Genomic DNA, 16,879 nt, shown 5'->3' with positions numbered 1-16,879 from the left:
GAACCCCACCCCATGTCCCACACCTTCCACAGCTATCGCCCGGCCGACGGCCACCGCCTGCCGCACGACCCGTTCAACGCCATCATCGGCCCACGACCGATCGGCTGGATTTCCAGCTGCGACGGCGAAGGAACATTGAACCTGGCGCCGTACAGCTTCTTCAATGCGTTCAACTACACCCCGCCGATCATCGGCTTCTCCAGCCAGGGCCGCAAAGACTCGCTGCGCAACATTGAAGCGACCGGTGAGTTCGCCTGGAACCTGGCGACCTTCGACCTGGCCGAAGCAATGAACGAAAGCTGTCGTGCGGTCGGGCCGGAGGTCGACGAGTTCGCCCTGGCCGGGCTGACGCCACTGGCCTCCACGCAGGTCGCGCCACCCCGCGTGGCACAGAGCCCGGTAAGCATGGAATGCCGCTGCACCCAGATCGTGCGCCTGCGCGATGCCGCCGGGCAGGACACCAACGGCTGGCTGGTGCTGGGCGAAGTGGTCGCAGTGCACATCGATACCCGTTTGCTGGTCGATGGCATCTACGACACCGCTGCAGCGGCGCCGATCCTGCGCGGCGGCGGCCCCGCCGACTACTTCCGCATCGGCGCCGAACAACGCTTCCGCATGTTCCGCCCGGCCTGAGTCTCAGGCCGCCGGCGCGCGTGCCAGCAGCGCCGGCAGCGACGAGGCCAGCAACGCGATGCCTGACGCCGTGAGCAGGCTCAGCACGACCTGCCGGAAACGCGCTTCGCTGATGCCGATGTAGACCCGCGCACCCAGCAGGGTCGGCGCCAGCATCGCCGGCGCCACGATGGCGAAGTACGGCAGCATCTGCCGCGTCACCAGTCCACTGCCAACATAGGTGGCCATGGTCACCGCCAGCATGGCCAGGTTGAAGTTCTGGATGACCGCGCGCTGCTCGTCCTTGCCGAAGCCGCGCAGCGTGCTCCACAACGTCGGCACCGGCCCGGCGAAGCCACCGATGCCACTGAGCACGCCACCGGCCATACCGGCAATGGCGTCACCCACGCGCCCTCCGATCGTGATCGGCGGCAACGAGCGCGCCATCAGCATCACCGGGCACCACAGCGCCAGGAAGCCGCCCAGCAAAGCCTTGAACCAGTCCATGTCCAGCTGCGGCAGCACCATCACGCCCAGCGGAATGCCGGCCAGCCCACCCAGCACGAAGGGCAGCAGCAGGCGCAGGTTGAAGCCACGGCGCACGGTGAACACCGCCACCAGCTGGCCGACCAGCGCGCCGAACACCGACAGTGTGGCCGCCAGTCGCGGCTCCAGCCCCCATGCCCAGAACGACATCGCCACCATGCCGAAGGCGAAGCCGGACAGCCCCTGCACGAACCCGGCAACGATCGCGCCAAGCGCAACCAGCAGATACACCGACTCCATCACCACCTCGGTTGCAACCGCGCGGCTACCCTGCCGCGCCCATCTGCGCAGCGTAGTGCGCTACAAGGTGCTCGACCAGCGCGCGCACTTTCGGCGCCAGCGCACGTGCATGCGGATACAGCGCGAAGTAGCGGCGCTGCCCGGCATGCCAGGCCGGCAGCACGCGGATCAAGCGGCCCGCGCGCAGGTCCTCCTGGACGGTCAGCGCAGTGAACAGGCTGATGCCCATTCCGGCCAGCGCGGCGGCATACAGCGCAGGCGTGGCATCCACGCGCAGGCGCTGGCCGGCCTCGATGCTCACGCAGGTACCGCGCGGCCCCTGCAGCTGCCAGGGCGGCATTGACGGCGTGGGACTGAATCCCAGCAGCGTATGTTGTTCGAGATCCGCAGCCTGCCGCGGCAGACCACGACGTGCCAGATAGGCCGGCGCGGCCACCAGGATGCGCGGGCAGCTGGCCAGTTCGCGCGCGACCAGCTGGCTGTCCGGCAACGAGGGCGCGATGCGCAGGGCCAGGTCGAAACCGCCCCCCACCACATCGACCAGTTGATCATCGGCTGACAGGTCCAGCGAGACCTGTGGGTTGCGCTGCAGGAACGACGGCAGCCACTGGGGCAGCTCCTGGCTGGCGACCACCTGCGGCACGCTGATGCGTACGGCGCCACTGGGCTGCGCCTGCCCGGCACGCGCGCGGTCATCCGCCTCCTGCAGACGATCGAGCAGCACGCCCGCCTCCCGGTAGTAATCGCGTCCGGCTTCGGTCAATGACAGCCGGCGGCTGTTCCGATCGAGCAGGCGTACCTGCAGGTGGTCTTCCAGTTGCCGCAGCTGCCGTGACATCGCCGAGTGGGTCGTGCCCAGGCGTTCTGCCGCAGCGGTGAAGCTGCCTGCGTCGACGATGGCGCGCAGCGCACGCAGGGCAGCGAAATGATCCATCAGCGAGCGGTTCCCCCTGGCAGGGCCCACGGCATGCGGGCCCTGCCAGCTTATCAAGCGCCGTCGCCGGCTTTGCGCACCGGCAGCGCCAGGATCGCATCGGTACTCAGAACGTCACCGAAGGCGTCCTCGATCTGCGCCAGCGAGGCCTCGTGCAGCACGCGATGATCCATGCGCTGGCCGCTGGCCAGATCCAGGTCGCGACTGGCGCTGGCATCGGACGACACGATCACCCGGTAGCCACGCGGTGCGGCGGCTGCATCGCGGGCCGCACCGGCCACGCAGGCATGGGTTTGCAGGCCGGTGACGATCAGCGTGTCGATGCCGGCGTCCTTCAGCACGGTGTCCAGCACGGCAGCCGAAGCACCAGCGAACACGCTGACGTTGTCCTTCTGCACCACGGTTTCGCCCTTGCGCGGCAGCAGGTCACGATGGAAGGCGGCGTTGACGCTGCCCTGCGCAAACAACGGCGCGCCGGCCGGCAGCACGTGTTGCACATGGATCACACGGATGCCATGCGCATCGGCGAACTCGACCACCCGCTTGGCCTGGCGCAGCGCCGCCATGCCATCGGGAATGACCATGCGGCCACCGGCAAAGCCCGGTGCAGCGCTGGCATCGAAGTATTCGTTCTGGAAGTCGATCACCAGCACGGCGGTCTTCGCGGCATCCAGCGAGGCCGCGACCGGCACGCCGGCCATGTCGCGGATGGTGGAATGGGACGGCTCGGCAGCGGCAACCGGGGCGGTGGCGGCCATGCCGATCAGGCTGGCCAGGCCGAAGGCGGTGAGGTTCATGGAAGGGTTCCTGTGTGGTGGGTGTGGGGGCACAGGATGCGTAGCGATTGGCGCACGGACCAGCCGTGCGGCGGTACATGATCTGTGCGGAAACCGCACAACCGATCATTCCGTCATCCACGCATGGCGTGGATATACCGGAAAACGCAACGGGGCGCCCGAAGGCGCCCCGTTGGGTTCCAACCGAGGTCGACCGGCCGCTTACAGGCGGGTGGCGATGGCCTTGGCGAAGCTCATGGTGGTACCGGTGCCGCCGAGGTCGCCGGTCAGCGAATCCTTGGCTTCCATCGTTGCGACGATGGCCTTGCGCAGGCGCTCGGCGTTTTCCGGCTGACCGATATGGTCCAGCATCTGCGCGGCTGCCAGCAGCAGCGCGCACGGATTGGCCTTGCCCTGGCCGGCGATGTCCGGCGCGGTGCCGTGCACGGCTTCGAAGATCGCCGCGTCCTTGCCGATGTTGGCACCCGGGGCCAGGCCCAGGCCGCCAACCAGGCCGGCGCACAGGTCGGAGATGATGTCGCCGAACAGGTTGGTGGTGACGATCACGTCGAACTGTTCCGGACGCATCACCAGCTGCATGCAGCAGTTGTCGACGATCATTTCCTGGAACTCGATGTCCGGGTACTGCGCGGCCACTTCACGGGCGACGTTCAGGAACAGGCCCGAGGTCGACTTGATGATGTTGGCCTTGTGCACGGCGGTGACCTTCTTGCGGCCGACGCTGCGGGCCAGCTCGAAGGCGTAGCGCACGATGCGCTCGGAACCCTTGCGGGTGATGCGGGTGCCGGAGAAGGCGGTCTCGCCGTCGGCCGACACTTCCTGGCCTTCGGCCAGGTACGCACCTTCGGTGTTCTCGCGAACGGTGATCAGGTCGACGTTGTCGAAACGCGACTTGGTGTTCGGGAAGGTGTGGGCCGGACGCACGTTGGCGTACAGGTCGAAGTGGCGCCGCAGGCTGACGTTGATCGAGGTGAAGCCACCACCGACCGGGGTGGTCAGCGGGCTCTTCAGCGCGACCTTGTTGCGCGCGATCGATTCCAGGGTCACCGCCGGCATCAGGTCGCCGTGCTTTTCCAGGGCCACCAGGCCGGCGTCGGCGTCTTCGTACTCCAGGCCAGCGTTCAGCTGGTCGAGCACGAACAGGGTGGCGTCCATGATTTCCGGGCCAATGCCGTCGCCGCGGATGACCGTAATTTTCTGCGTCATTGATCGATGTTCCGAACAGGGGGAAAAACGCCGTCCGGACGTGCCCGGAAACGCCGGCGCAAAGGAAGTTTCACCGGCAATTATGCCTGAGCCGGGGCCGAGGTCCCAAATAGACCATGGTCCCAGTCCCCGGCTCAGGCAGAATTGCCCGCGCATTCCACCTTATCCCCGCGCCTGTCGGCGCGCCCCCTTGAACAACAAGGGGGCTCCAGGACTGTTGGATCGCGGGGCAGGCCCCCTCGCGGGCCCGGTAGTGCCGGCCGCTGGCCGGCAACCCCGGCCATGCCGGATTCAGGCGATGCCGGCCAGCGGCCGGCACTACCCCTCAGTGCTCGTGCGCTGCCGGGGCGGCGGCGCCGCCTTCGAGCTGGTCGAGGAAGTCGACCGCGCGGCGCAGGTGCGGGATCACGATCGAGCCGCCGACCACCAGGCCGACCGAGAAGGTCTCGAAGAACTCCTCTCGGGTCACCCCGGCGTCCTTGCACTGGGCCACGTGGTAGCTGATGCAGTCGTCGCAGCGCAGCACCATCGAGGCCACCAGGCCCAGCAGTTCCTTGGTCTTCACGTCCAGCGCGCCGGCCTGGTAGGTCTGCGTGTCCAGTGCGAAGAAGCGCCGCACCACCTGGTTCGGTTCGCCCAGGATGCGCTCGTTCATGCGCTTGCGGAAATCGGTGAACTCGGCGATGCGGTCCTTGCTGCCGTCGTCGGCCGCGCTCATGCCTGGCCCTGCCCGGCCAGCAGCGGCTCGAGCTTGCCTTCACGGTGCAGGGCCATCATGTCATCGTAACCGCCGACATGGACATCACCCACGAAGATCTGCGGCACGCTGGTCCGACGGGTCAGCGCCATCATCTTCTCGCGCTCGACCGGGTCCAGGTCGATGCGGACCTCGGTCCACTGCTGGCCCTTGCTCTTCAGGAAGTTCTTGGCGGCCACGCAATACGGGCAGACGGCGGTGGAATAGATGGTGATGGCGGGGGCACCGCCGGCGGTCTGGGCTGTCACGGGAAACTCCACGATGGATCGACGGTCTACATATGGTACCGGTGCGCTGGAATTTCCACGCCACCGACGCAACACTGTGGATTAACGAATGGTTGCCCCCTGCCCTGCCACGCTTGGCGCGCCCTGCCCGAGGATCTTCTGCTTGCGAGCCCTGCTGCTGACTACCGCCGTCACCCTGGCCCTGGCCATGCCGCTGGCCCAGGCCCAGGAGAAGCTGCCCGACATCGGTTCCTCGGCCGGCGAGCTTCTGACCCCGGCGCGCCAGGCCGAGTACGGCGCGATGATGCTGCGCGAGCTGCGCAACTACGGCTACCTGCTGGACGACCCGCTGGTGAACGACTGGTTGCAGACCATGGGCACCCGGCTTGGCTCCAACAGCGACCAGCCGCGCCAGCCCTACACCTTCTTCGTGATGAAGGACCGCCAGATCAACGCCTTCGCCACGCTGGGCGGCTACATCGGGGTCAATGCCGGCCTGGTGCTGACCGCCGAACGCGAGGACGAGGTGGCTGCGGTGCTGTCCCACGAAATCGCCCACGTCACCCAGCAGCACGTGCTGCGCGGGGTCGAGCGCGCCCAGCGCGACCAGATTCCGATCCTGCTGGGCATGCTGGCGGCGGTGGTGGCTGCCCAGGCCAGCAACAGCACCTCCTCGGGCAATGCGACCATGGCCGCGATCAGCTCGGGCATGGGCCTGATGCAGCAGCGGCAGATCAACTACACCCGCTCCAACGAATCGGAGGCCGACCGCCTCGGCATCCGCACCCTGTCGCGCAGCGGCTATGACGTGGACGCGATGGCCGGCTTCTTCGAGCGCATGTCGGCGGCGATGCGCGGCAACGAGGGCGGCTACAGCGTGCCCGAGTTCCTGCGCACCCACCCGGTCAACATCACCCGCATCAGCGAGGCCAAGGCCCGCGCCGAGCAGATGAAGAAGGACACGGTGCTGCTGACCACCAGCACCCCCAGCGGCGAGCGCAAGGAACGGGTGAATCCGGCCGACCCGGGCTTGGCCGAGCCGCTGCTGCGCGGAAACAACCCCCTGCTGCCCAGCAGCGTGCTGCGCATTCCGGTCGGCCAGCTGGCCCGTGGCGCCAGCGGCGACTTCGAGTGGGCACGCGAACGCCTGCGGGTGCTGAGCGCCGATTCCACCGCCGAGCTGGAGCGCGAATACGCAGATATGGCCAAGCGGCAGAAGGACGGCCTCAACGATGCACAGCGCTACGGCCAGGCGCTGGCGGTCATGCGCGGCGGCCGCAGCGGTGCCACGCAGGCCCGGCAGACCCTGGCCAGCCTGCTGCAGACCCGCCCGGACAACCTGTGGCTGGCACTGGGCCTGGGCGAGGCCGAATCGCGTGCCGGGCTGGGGGCGCAGGCCAACACCCGTTTCGAGCAGCTGCTGCGCGAGCACCCCAACAGCCGGCCCGTGGCCCTGACCTATGCCGAGATCCTGAACGAACAGGGCACCCGCGAGGCCGGCCAGCGCGCACAGGCCATGCTGCGGCCCCTGCTGTCGCAAAGTGGTAACGATCCGGTCTTCCAGCAGCGATACGCCCGTGCCAGCGAGCTGGCCGGTGACAGCGTGCGCGCCAGCGAGGCCTATGCCGAGGCCGCCTTCCTCAGCGGCCGCCCGGAGCAGTCGCTGATGCAGCTGCAGGCGCTCAAGCGCAACCCGGCGCTGGACTATGTGGGCCGGGCGCGGGTGGATGCGCGCATCGAGGCGATCACCCCCACCGTGCTGGAGCTGCGCCGCCAGGGCGTGCAGGACCCGGACCTGGACCGCCGCTGAGTGCTGCATGACCGGTCGATGGCAATCCCGACCGGTTCCGGCCAGGCAGTCACAAACATGTCATCATCTACTGGCACCACTCCAGTAACCGAGCCCTACGGTGTCCTCGTGCAGAAACGCATCCTGATCGTCGATGACGAGCCCGCGATCCGTGAAATGGTCGCCTTCGCCCTGCGCAAGGGCGATTACGAACCGGTCCACGCCGGCGACGCCCGCGAGGCCCAGACCGCGATCGCCGACCGCGTTCCCGACCTGATCCTGCTGGACTGGATGCTGCCCGGCACCAGCGGCCTGGATCTGGCCCGCCGCTGGCGCAAGGAGACGCTGACCCGCGAAGTGCCGATCATCATGCTGACCGCCCGCGGTGAAGAGAACGACCGCGTGGGTGGCCTGGAAGCCGGTGTCGACGACTACGTGGTCAAGCCGTTCTCGGCGCGCGAACTGCTGGCCCGCATCCGTGCGGTCATGCGCCGCGCCCGCGAGGACGACGAAGACGGCAGCGTGGCGGTGGGCCCGATCCGCATCGACGGCGCCGCCCATCGCGTGTTCGCCAACGACCAGCCGGTGCCGATCGGCCCGACCGAATACCGCCTGCTGCACTTCTTCATGACCCACCCCGAGCGCGTCTACACCCGCGCCCAGCTGCTGGACCATGTGTGGGGCGGCAGCGTGTACGTGGAGGAGCGCACCATCGACGTGCACATCCGCCGCCTGCGCAAGACGCTGGAACCGTTCAACGCCGAGAACATGGTGCAGACCGTGCGCGGCGCCGGCTACCGCTTCTCCACCGCCACCTGAGTCTCGTCGTGCCGGCGCCACGCACCCGCGGGTGCCGGCGCCGGCAACTCTGCTATAACCCTCGGTTCACCCCAGTGAACCGCCGCACCTCAACGACGAGATCGCAATGCCCCGCCACATCCGCTCTGCCTGGTTGAAGACCCTGGCCACCGTTGCCGCGGTACTGCTGTTCTCCGGACTGGTGGGGTGGTTCACGGGTCACCTGTGGTTGTGCATCGCACTGGGCGCGCTGGCCACCCTGGCCTGGCATTACTGGCGGCTGCGCAGCGTGCTGCGCCGGCTGACCGCGCGCCAGCGCTGGGACACCGCCGAGGAAGGCACCGGCGTCTGGAACGAGCTGGACCGCCTGCTGTACCGCAACCAGGTGGAAATGCGCGTTCGCAAGCGCCGCCTGCTCGACATGCTGCGCAGCTACCGCGCCGCCGCCGCCGCGCTGCCCGACGCCGTGGTGGTGCTGGACCGCAACAGCCAGCGCGTGCAGTGGTTCAACGAAGCGGCCACCGCCCTGCTCGGCCTGCATCATCCGGGCGACCTCGGCGAGGCCCTGGTCGAACGCCTGCAGCCGATGCCGCTTGCCCACTGGCTGGCCGGCGGCCGCAATGCCGAGCCGATCCTGGACGTGCCCTCGCCGGTCGATCCGGCGATCCGCCTGAACCTGCGCCTGATCCCCTATTCGTCGGACTACTGGCTGCTGATCGCCCGCGACGTCAGCAAGCTGCTGCGCCTGGAACAGGTGCGCCGCGACTTCGTCGCCAACGTTTCACACGAACTGCGCACGCCGCTCACCGTGGTCCACGGCTACCTGGACATGATGGACCCGGAGGATTTCCCGGGAACCGGACCGATGCTGGAAGAAATGCGCAAGCAGAGCCAGCGCATGGCCCAGCTGGTGGAAGACCTGCTGACCCTGTCGCGGCTGGAATCGCAGGAACACAGCGAGGAAGAGACCGTGGCCATGCAGCCGATGCTGGCCACGCTGCGCCGCGAGGCCGAAGCGCACAGCCAGGGCCGCCACCAGATCAGCATCGACGATCAGGCCGGCGTCGACCTGCAGGGCTCCACCAAGGAACTGCACAGCGCCTTCTCCAACCTGGTGACCAATGCGGTGCGCTATACCCCGGCCGGTGGCCGCATCGCGGTGGAATTCCGCCGCGAAGGCGACGGCGCGGTGCTGGCGGTGCGCGATTCCGGTTACGGCATCCCGGCCACCCACCTGCCGCGCCTGACCGAACGTTTCTACCGTGTCTCCAGCAGCCGTTCCCGCGAAAGCGGCGGTACCGGCCTGGGCCTGTCCATCGTCAAGCACATCCTCGGCCTGCACCACGCGCGGCTGGAGATTGAAAGCGAGGTCGGCAAGGGCTCGGTGTTTTCCTGCCATTTCGATGCCGACCACGTGCGCCCGCGCGAGTCCGCCCCCCTGACTTCCATCGAAGAATGACGCCATGAGCAGCCTCGGATCCCTCCCCCTCCCCGTGAGCCCGGACAACGATCCGTTGCGCGACCCGGCGCTCTACATCAACCGCGAACTGTCGCAGCTGGATTTCAACTTCCGCGTGCTGGCCCAGGCGATGGATCCGCAGGTGCCGCTGCTGGAGCGCCTGCGTTTCATGTGCATCTCCTGCACCAACCTGGACGAGTTCTTCGAGATCCGTGCCGCCGCCGTCCGCCACGCGCAGGAGTTCGGCCTGCCGCCGGCACCGGACGGGATGAGCCCGCAGGCCATCCTCAACGCCATCCACGACCGTGCCGCCGAACTGGTGGACCAGCAGTACCGCTGCTGGAACGAGACGCTGCGCCCTGCACTGATGGAGGCCGGCATCGGCGTACTCGGCCGGCATTCGTGGAACCACCGCCAGAAGCGCTGGCTGCGCGCGTACTTCCGCAACGAGATCATGCCGGTGCTGTCGCCGCTGGGCCTGGACCCGGTGCACCCGTTCCCGAAGATCCTCAACAAGTCGCTGAACATCGTGGTGGTGCTGAAGGGCACCGACGCGTTCGGCCGCGCCGGCCATCTGGCCATCGTGCGTGCGCCGCGCTCGCTGCCGCGCATCATCCAGCTGCCGGAGAAGCTCGGCGGATCGCAGAACTTCGTGTTCCTGTCGTCGGTGCTGTCCACCTTCGTCGATGAGCTGTTCCCGGGCATGGAAGTCCAGGGTGCCTACCAGTTCCGCGTTACCCGCAATTCCGAGCTGGTGGTGGACGAGGAGGAAGTGGAGAACCTGGCGCTGGCACTGCGCGACGAACTGGTCGATCGCGGCTACCGGCCGGCGGTGCGGCTGGAAATCGCGCAGGACATGCCGCGCGAGATCGTGCGCACCCTGCTGCAGAACTTCGGCCTGACCGAGAACGCGGTGTACCGCATCGACGGCCCGGTCAACCTCAACCGCATCATCCAGCTGTACGACCTGATCGCACAGCCGGACCTGAAGTACCCGCCGATGACCCCGCGCACACTGCGCGACAGCGACGGCATCTTCGAGACAGCCTCGCGCCAGGACCTGCTGCTGCACCACCCGTTCGATGCCTTCACCGCGGTGCTGGACCTGATCCGGCAGGCGGCGGTCGATCCCAACGTGCTGGCGATCAAGCAGACCCTGTACCGCACCGGCAAGGACTCGCTCATTGTCGACGCGCTGATCCAGGCCGCACGCAACGGCAAGGACGTGACCGTGGTGGTCGAGCTGCGCGCGCGCTTCGACGAGGAGGCCAACCTGGGCCTGGCCGATCGCCTGCAGGAGGCCGGCGTGCAGGTGGTGTACGGCGTGGTCGGCTACAAGACCCACGCCAAGATGCTGCTGATCGTGCGCCGCGAGGGCCGCAAGCTGCGCCGCTACGTGCACCTGGGCACCGGCAACTACCACAGCGGCACCGCCCGCGCGTACACCGACATCAGCCTGATCACCGCCGATGCGGACATCGGCAACGACGTGCACCTGCTGTTCCAGCAGCTGTCCGGGCTGGCGTCGAAGATGAAGCTCAAGCGCCTGCTGCAGTCGCCCTTCACCCTGCACACCGGCATCCTCGGCCGCATCGAGCGCGAAACGCGCATCGCCGCCGCCGGCCGCCCGGCGCGGATCATCGCCAAGATGAACGCTCTGAACGAACCGCAGGTGGTGCGCGCGCTGTACGCCGCTTCGCAGGCGGGCGTGCAGATCGACCTGATCATCCGCGGCGCCTGCACCCTGCGCCCGGGCGTACCGGGCATCTCGGACAACATCCGCGTGCGTTCGATCGTCGGCCGCTTCCTGGAGCACAGCCGCGTCTACTGGTTCGGCAACGACGGCGCACCGGAGATGTACTGCGCCAGCGCCGACTGGCTGGAACGCAACCTGCTGCGCCGGGTGGAAACCTGCTTCCCGATCCTGGACCCGGAGCTGGCCAAGCGCGTCTACCGCGAAGTCCTGCAGAACTACCTGGACGACAACCTCAACGCCTGGGAACTGGATGCCGACGGCATCTACCACAAGCGTGCGCCGGCCCACGACGAAGCCCCGCACTCTGCGCAGATGGCATTGATGCAGGGTCTCTGACCTGGTGTGTCGACCAAGGTCGACACCCACCATCAGATCGCAGAGAACTGTCGAAGGCGGGGTGGGTCCGGTGGCAGGGGTGTGAGCCGCATGGGCCCGAGGCATGCCTCGGGCGGGTTGGGCAGGACGCCCAACCCCGGTCTTGCCGTGTGCGCAGGACTGCGCACACGAGCAAGCGGCGACCAAGCCCCCATGGGTGAGGGCGCTTTGCTTGCGAAGCACTGCTTCGCGAGCGCCCGAACGCCCAGCCGCCAGCGGCTGGGCCGGCCTGGGGGTTCACGGCGTCCCCTGCCATCGGACCCACCCCGCCATCCCACGGATAGCCCGCTGTTGCTGTTGCCGTTGCTCTGGCCTCTGCAGGTGCAGGGCGCAGCCCTGCCGCACTCCCTCTTCCAAAATGTGAAGGCCACGCGGTGACGAGCACACCGCCCCTTCGGCTAACATTCGCCCATGCCGCATACCACCACGACTCCGCCCGCATTGCAGGATGGCGACCTGCTGGCCGCCATCGACCTTGGCTCCAACAGTTTCCACATGGTCATCGCGCGCTACACGCTCGGCCAGCTGCGGGTGATCGACCGCCTGCGCGAGACGGTGCGCATGGCCGACGGCCTGGATGGCAAAGGTGGCCTCTCCGCCGCTGCACGGCAGCGCGCGCTGGAATGCCTGGCCCGTTTCGGCCAGCGCATCCGCAATGTGCCGCCGCACCGGGTACGCGCATTGGCCACCAACACCGTACGCCAGCTGCGCTCGCCGCAGTCGTTCCTGGTCCCGGCCGAAACCGCGCTGGGGCATGCCATTGAAGTGGTCAGCGGCCGCGAAGAAGCACGCCTGATCTACCTCGGCGTGGCCCACGCGCAACCGCCCAAACCCGGCCAGCGCCGCCTGGTCATCGACATTGGCGGTGGCTCCACCGAGTTCATCATCGGCATGGGCATGCAGACCCTGGAGCGCGAGAGCCTGCAGGCCGGCTGCATCGCCAGCACCCGCCGCTTCTTCCCGGGTGGCAAGCTGAGCAAGAAGCGCTGGAAGGATGCGCTGGCCGAGATCGGCCGCGAGTTCCAGCCCTTCGCCAGCAAGTACCGCGCACTGGGCTGGCAGGAAGCCCTCGGCTCCTCGGGCACGCACAAGGCGATCAGCGAGATCTGCGCAACGATGAAGCTGAGCAAGGGCGCGATCACCGCCGAGGCCCTGCCCCAACTGCGCGACGAACTGCTGAAGGCCAAGAAGATCGACGACATCCAGTTGCCGGGCCTGTCCAGCGACCGCCGCCCGATCATTGCCGGCGGCATCCTGGTGCTGGAGGCCGCCTTCCAGGCACTGGGCCTGCAGAAACTGCTGGTCAGCAAGGCGGCGATGCGCGAAGGCATCCTGTACGACATCGTCGGCCGCGCCGGTGAGAACGACCTGCGTGACGAATCGGTGGCCGCGCTCAGCCAGCGCTACGGCATCGACACGGTACAGGCCGACCGCGTGCAGGACACCGCGCTGTCGCTGCTGGAGCAGGTGCAGGAGCGCTGGAAGCTCGACGCCGACGACGCACGCATGCTCGGCTGGGCCGCGCGCCTGCACGAACTGGGCCTGATGATTGCCCACAGCGGCTACCACGTGCATGGCAGCTACGTGCTGGAGCACTCGGACATCGCCGGCTTCTCGCGGCAGGAGCAGCAGATGCTGGCGGCACTGGTACGCAGTCATCGCCGCAGCGTGACCAAGACCGCCTTCGACCCCCTGCCCGAGCGCCTGCTGCTGACTGCACGCCGGCTGGCCGCCCTGCTGCGCCTGGCGGTACTGCTCAACCGTGCCCACGAGGACGATCCGCTGCCGGCATTGGAACTGACCGCCGACGACAACCGCCTGTCGCTGATCGTGCCGCAGGCCTTCATCGACGCCCGCCCGCTGCTCCGCGCCGACCTGATCGGTGAGACCGACGGCCTCGCCGGCCTGGGCATCCAGTTCCGTCCGTTCGTGGCCTGATCCCTACTGCCAGAGCGGCGCGTCAGAACGCGTCGCCTTAGGCCTCCTCCGCGCGTGTTCGACAAGCTGTTGAAGCTCTACGACCACGGCCCTTCGGGGCCGTGGTTTTTTTCTGTTTCCGCGCAGGTTGTCGCTCCCTGCAATTGCCATGACGCTTTCAGTCCAGAGTCGAGGCGAGGATGCTTCGTCCGTCGCTCCCACGTCGATCAGATCAATCGATTGATTCACTTCCGGTTTGTGCGGAAGCGTCATGCCGTGCCATGGCGATTTCGTCCATTTCCCATACCTCTCCCCCTCCTCCTTCACTAGGTTCGAACAACCACCGCCTGCGGTGGCGTTGGCGCAGCCCGCTTGGCCGCGCACCGAAGACTTCGAAGACTGAGAGAGAGAGAGAGACCCATGACCATCCGTATTCCCGAACTCGGGTTGGCGATCCGTCGTGCACTTGCGATGACGGCAACCACTGCCCTGGCGGCTCCTGCCTTCGCGCAGCAGGCCCCCGAAGCCACCACGCTGGACCGCATCGAGATCACCGGCTCACGCATCCGCCAGGTCGACCTGGAAACCGCACAGCCGGTGCTGACCGTCAGCCGCGCCGACATCGAGCGACAGGGCTTCAACTCCGTTGCCGACATCCTGCAGAACCTGACTGCGACCGGCAGTCCGGCATTGAGCCGCGCCAGCCCACTGAGCGCCGGCGAAGCCGCCGGCGGCAGCTACGTGGACATGCGCGGCCTCGGTGCGCAGCGCACCCTGGTGCTGGTCAACGGCAAGCGGCTGGGCATGACCACCAGCGGATACCAGGACATTTCCAGCATTCCCGCCGCTGCGGTGGAACGCATGGAAGTGCTCAAGGACGGTGCCTCGGCCATCTACGGGTCCGATGCGATGGCCGGCGTGGTGAACATCATCACCCGCCGCAACGTCGAAGGCGTCACCGCCAACGTCTATCACGGCCAATACAGTGAAGGCGACGGCGCACGCACCCAGTACGACGTGGTTGCCGGCTGGTCCAATGACCGTGCTTCCATCAGCATTGCTGCCGAACATGTCGAAGAAAAGGGCGTCTGGGCCAGGGACCGTGGCTTCAGTGCCTATACCTATACCGACCGCCACGCGGATGACGGCTGGACCACGGTCGGCCAGTGGGGCCGCATCACCGGCTTCAAGGGCCCCGGCTGCAGCAACAGCCGGGGCTGCAGCTATTCGCTCGACCGTGGCAGCCTGCCGGGTGGACCGGACAGCTTCCACCTCAGCGACAACACACCATTCACCGGTGATGTCAGCAACAGCAACGAGCAGATGCATCTGCAGACGCCGATCAAGCGCGATTCGATCTTCGTCGATGCGCGCGTGGATCTGAACGACCAGGTCCGTTTCAACACGCAGCTGGCCTACAACCGGCGCACCACCACGCGCCAGATCGCCGGCTACCCCTTCCAGTCCGGCCCAGCCGGCATCACCCCGATGTCCGCCGACAGCTGGTTCAACCCGTTCGGCAGCCACCACGGCTACGACACGCCCAGTGATGTGCATTGGAACCGCCGTACCTGGGAAATTCCTCGCGTCAGCACCAGCGATCTGACCACCTGGCAGGCCGTCGCGGCATTCGAGGGCAACTTCGAATTCGGCGGTCGCGACTTCGACTGGGAAGCGGGCTACCAGTACAACCGCAGTGAGCTGACCCAACGTGCCACCGGCAACCTGCACAAACAGCGCGTGGCCGATGCCACCGGCCCCTCGTTCTTCAACCCGGAAACCGGCAGGGTTGAATGTGGCACCCCGGAAGCACCGATTGCCGGCTGCAAGCCGTGGAATCCGCTGGTTCCGGAGGGCCAGAATGATCCTTATGGGCTGACCGGCAATCCCGAACTGCAGGAGTGGCTGTTCCCGGAAGAACTCACCCGCGGGCGCACCACCACCCGCAATCTGTTCGCCAACCTCAGCGGCAGCCTGGCCACTCTGCCGGCAGGTGAACTCGGCTTCGCAGTGGGCGCGGAGAGCCGTCGTGAGGACGGTCGCTTCATCCCCGACCCGCTGGCGCAGACCGGTGCCACCACCAACCTGGCAGCCGGCCCGACCGGCGGCAGCTACCGTGTCGACGAAGCCTACCTGGAGCTGAGCGTGCCGGTGCTGCGCGACCTCGCCGGTGCCCGCGAGCTGACCCTCAACGCGGCCACGCGGTACTCGGACTACTCCACCTTCGGCGGAACCCTCAACAGCAAGTTCGGCGTCACCTGGAAGCCCATCGATCAGCTGCTGGTCCGCGGCACCTGGGCCCAGGGCTTCCGCGCGCCAACCATCGCCAACCTTTACGGCGGCGGCTCGGAGACGTTCACCACCGGCTTCCGCGACCCCTGCGACACGGTCTACGGTGCAGCGGCCAGCAGTCCTGAAGTGCGCGCGCGCTGCGCCGCCGACATCGCCAATGCCGACACCTACCGCCAGCTCGGCCAGGGCAATGAACCCATCACCGGTAGCAGTGGACAGACGCCCCTGCCCTTCACCAACGGCTCCAATCCGGACCTGCAGCCGGAAACCTCGACCAGCCGCACGCTGGGCCTGGTCTGGAGCCCGACGTTTGCCGAAGGGCTGAACATCGCTTTGGACTGGTGGAGGATCCGCATCGACAACACCATCGTTTCCGATCATCCCAATGACATCCTCCGCGACTGCTACGAGCTGGGCATCGCCGAGCGCTGCGGCAGCTTCACCCGCGATCCGGAGCTGGGCATTGTCAACAAGCTCAACTACGGCAACCGCAACAGCGGCTTCCGCCAGGCGGAAGGCTATGACCTGGAGATTGGCCACAAGGTCGAAACCCGCTGGGGCACGTTGAGCGCCGACTGGAAGACCACCTATGTGGTCAACGCCGAAGAGAAGACCACCAACGAAGCCGGCGTACCGGCCATCCCCAGCAACGGCATCGCCACCAACGGCGGCATCGGCTTCCGCGTTCGCTCCAACGCATCGCTGGGCTGGGAGCATGGCAATCTCGGCCTGACCTGGGGACTGCGCTACTTCTCCGCGGTCAAGGAACGCTGCCTGGGCGCGGAGGATTATCCGAACGAGTGTTCCCACCCCGGCCAGCGCGCGCCGTGGTTCAGCGGTACGCACGACTACAACCGTCGTGGATCGGTCACCTTCCATGACGTGCAGGCGCGCTACAACCTGCCATGGGACGCCACCGTTTCGATCGGTGCCAACAACGTGTTCGGCCGCCAGGGGCCGGTCATGTACAGCCAGCCGAGTTCCAACTTTTCCTATTACGGCGGCTTCGACATCGGCCGTTTCATCTATATGAAATACCAGCAGCGCTTCTGATCCACGCACCAAACACGGTGCCCACCATGGCCCCTCGGGGCCGTGGTGGCGAGGGCCCCCGACCGCGTCATCTACTGGTCGCAAAGCGGTCATATCGGCTACATCGCCAGACCCGAGCATG

13 protein-coding genes are annotated in these 16,879 nt (G+C 67.3%); 7 read left to right on the top strand and 6 right to left on the bottom strand.

Annotated elements, in window-relative coordinates:
- The first annotated feature begins 12 nt into the window (after positions 1–12).
- Positions 13–633 (top strand): flavin reductase family protein, encoded by a 621-nt coding sequence (locus AASM09_RS04450; RefSeq protein WP_049431147.1) that lies wholly within the window; start codon positions 13–15, stop codon positions 631–633.
- A gap of 3 nt (positions 634–636) precedes the next feature.
- Here the strand turns inward: AASM09_RS04450 and AASM09_RS04445 are convergent, their stop codons facing one another.
- From AASM09_RS04445 to grxC, 6 genes are all read right to left on the bottom strand, one after another.
- Positions 637–1,398, bottom strand: a complete 762-nt coding sequence (locus tag AASM09_RS04445) for a sulfite exporter TauE/SafE family protein (RefSeq protein ID WP_049431144.1) — start codon at positions 1,396–1,398, stop codon at positions 637–639.
- Positions 1,399–1,423: 25 nt separating this feature from the next.
- A complete protein-coding gene (locus AASM09_RS04440; RefSeq protein WP_049431142.1) occupies positions 1,424–2,332 on the bottom strand; it encodes a LysR family transcriptional regulator in 909 nt (302 codons plus the stop codon).
- Between the two features lie 53 nt (positions 2,333–2,385).
- A complete protein-coding gene (locus AASM09_RS04435) occupies positions 2,386–3,129 on the bottom strand; it encodes a cysteine hydrolase family protein (protein ID WP_049431138.1) in 744 nt (247 codons plus the stop codon).
- A 201-nt stretch (positions 3,130–3,330) separates the two neighbouring features.
- Entirely contained in the window at positions 3,331–4,335 is a 1,005-nt protein-coding gene (locus AASM09_RS04430; RefSeq protein WP_099551263.1) for an isocitrate dehydrogenase, read from the bottom strand.
- 325 nt (positions 4,336–4,660) lie between these two features.
- Complete coding sequence (locus AASM09_RS04425; RefSeq protein WP_005408260.1) at positions 4,661–5,053, bottom strand: carboxymuconolactone decarboxylase family protein; 393 nt, start codon at positions 5,051–5,053, stop codon at positions 4,661–4,663.
- Positions 5,050–5,340 (bottom strand): glutaredoxin 3, encoded by a 291-nt coding sequence (grxC, locus tag AASM09_RS04420; protein WP_049400919.1) that lies wholly within the window; start codon positions 5,338–5,340, stop codon positions 5,050–5,052. The genes AASM09_RS04425 and grxC overlap by 4 nt, the downstream gene beginning before the upstream one ends.
- Positions 5,341–5,428: 88 nt before the next feature.
- On the opposite strand from grxC, the gene AASM09_RS04415 reads away from it, so the two are divergent.
- The 6 genes from AASM09_RS04415 (at position 5,429) to AASM09_RS04390 (ending at position 16,758) form a co-directional block, all read left to right on the top strand.
- Positions 5,429–7,129 carry a M48 family metalloprotease gene (locus AASM09_RS04415; protein WP_180848843.1) on the top strand — a complete coding sequence of 567 codons (1,701 nt, stop codon included), beginning with the start codon at positions 5,429–5,431 and terminating at the stop codon, positions 7,127–7,129.
- 108 nt (positions 7,130–7,237) lie between these two features.
- A complete protein-coding gene (phoB, locus tag AASM09_RS04410; RefSeq protein WP_005408258.1) occupies positions 7,238–7,927 on the top strand; it encodes a phosphate regulon transcriptional regulator PhoB in 690 nt (229 codons plus the stop codon).
- A gap of 106 nt (positions 7,928–8,033) precedes the next feature.
- Positions 8,034–9,365, top strand: coding sequence for a phosphate regulon sensor histidine kinase PhoR (gene phoR, locus AASM09_RS04405; RefSeq protein WP_100443773.1), 1,332 nt, complete (start codon positions 8,034–8,036; stop codon positions 9,363–9,365).
- Between the two features lie 4 nt (positions 9,366–9,369).
- Positions 9,370–11,457, top strand: coding sequence for a polyphosphate kinase 1 (ppk1, locus tag AASM09_RS04400; RefSeq protein ID WP_049431123.1), 2,088 nt, complete (start codon positions 9,370–9,372; stop codon positions 11,455–11,457).
- Between the two features lie 450 nt (positions 11,458–11,907).
- Complete coding sequence (ppx, locus tag AASM09_RS04395) at positions 11,908–13,434, top strand: exopolyphosphatase (protein WP_049430300.1); 1,527 nt, start codon at positions 11,908–11,910, stop codon at positions 13,432–13,434.
- A 399-nt stretch (positions 13,435–13,833) separates the two neighbouring features.
- A complete protein-coding gene (locus tag AASM09_RS04390) occupies positions 13,834–16,758 on the top strand; it encodes a TonB-dependent receptor domain-containing protein (RefSeq protein ID WP_343368806.1) in 2,925 nt (974 codons plus the stop codon).
- The last annotated feature ends 121 nt before the right edge of the window (positions 16,759–16,879 follow it).

It is taken from the genome of Stenotrophomonas maltophilia (assembly GCF_039555535.1).
In the GTDB taxonomy this organism is placed as follows: Bacteria; Pseudomonadota; Gammaproteobacteria; order Xanthomonadales; family Xanthomonadaceae; genus Stenotrophomonas; species Stenotrophomonas maltophilia_Q.
Note: the sequence above shows the minus strand (reverse complement) of the source record. Positions and strands in the feature narration are given on the sequence as shown.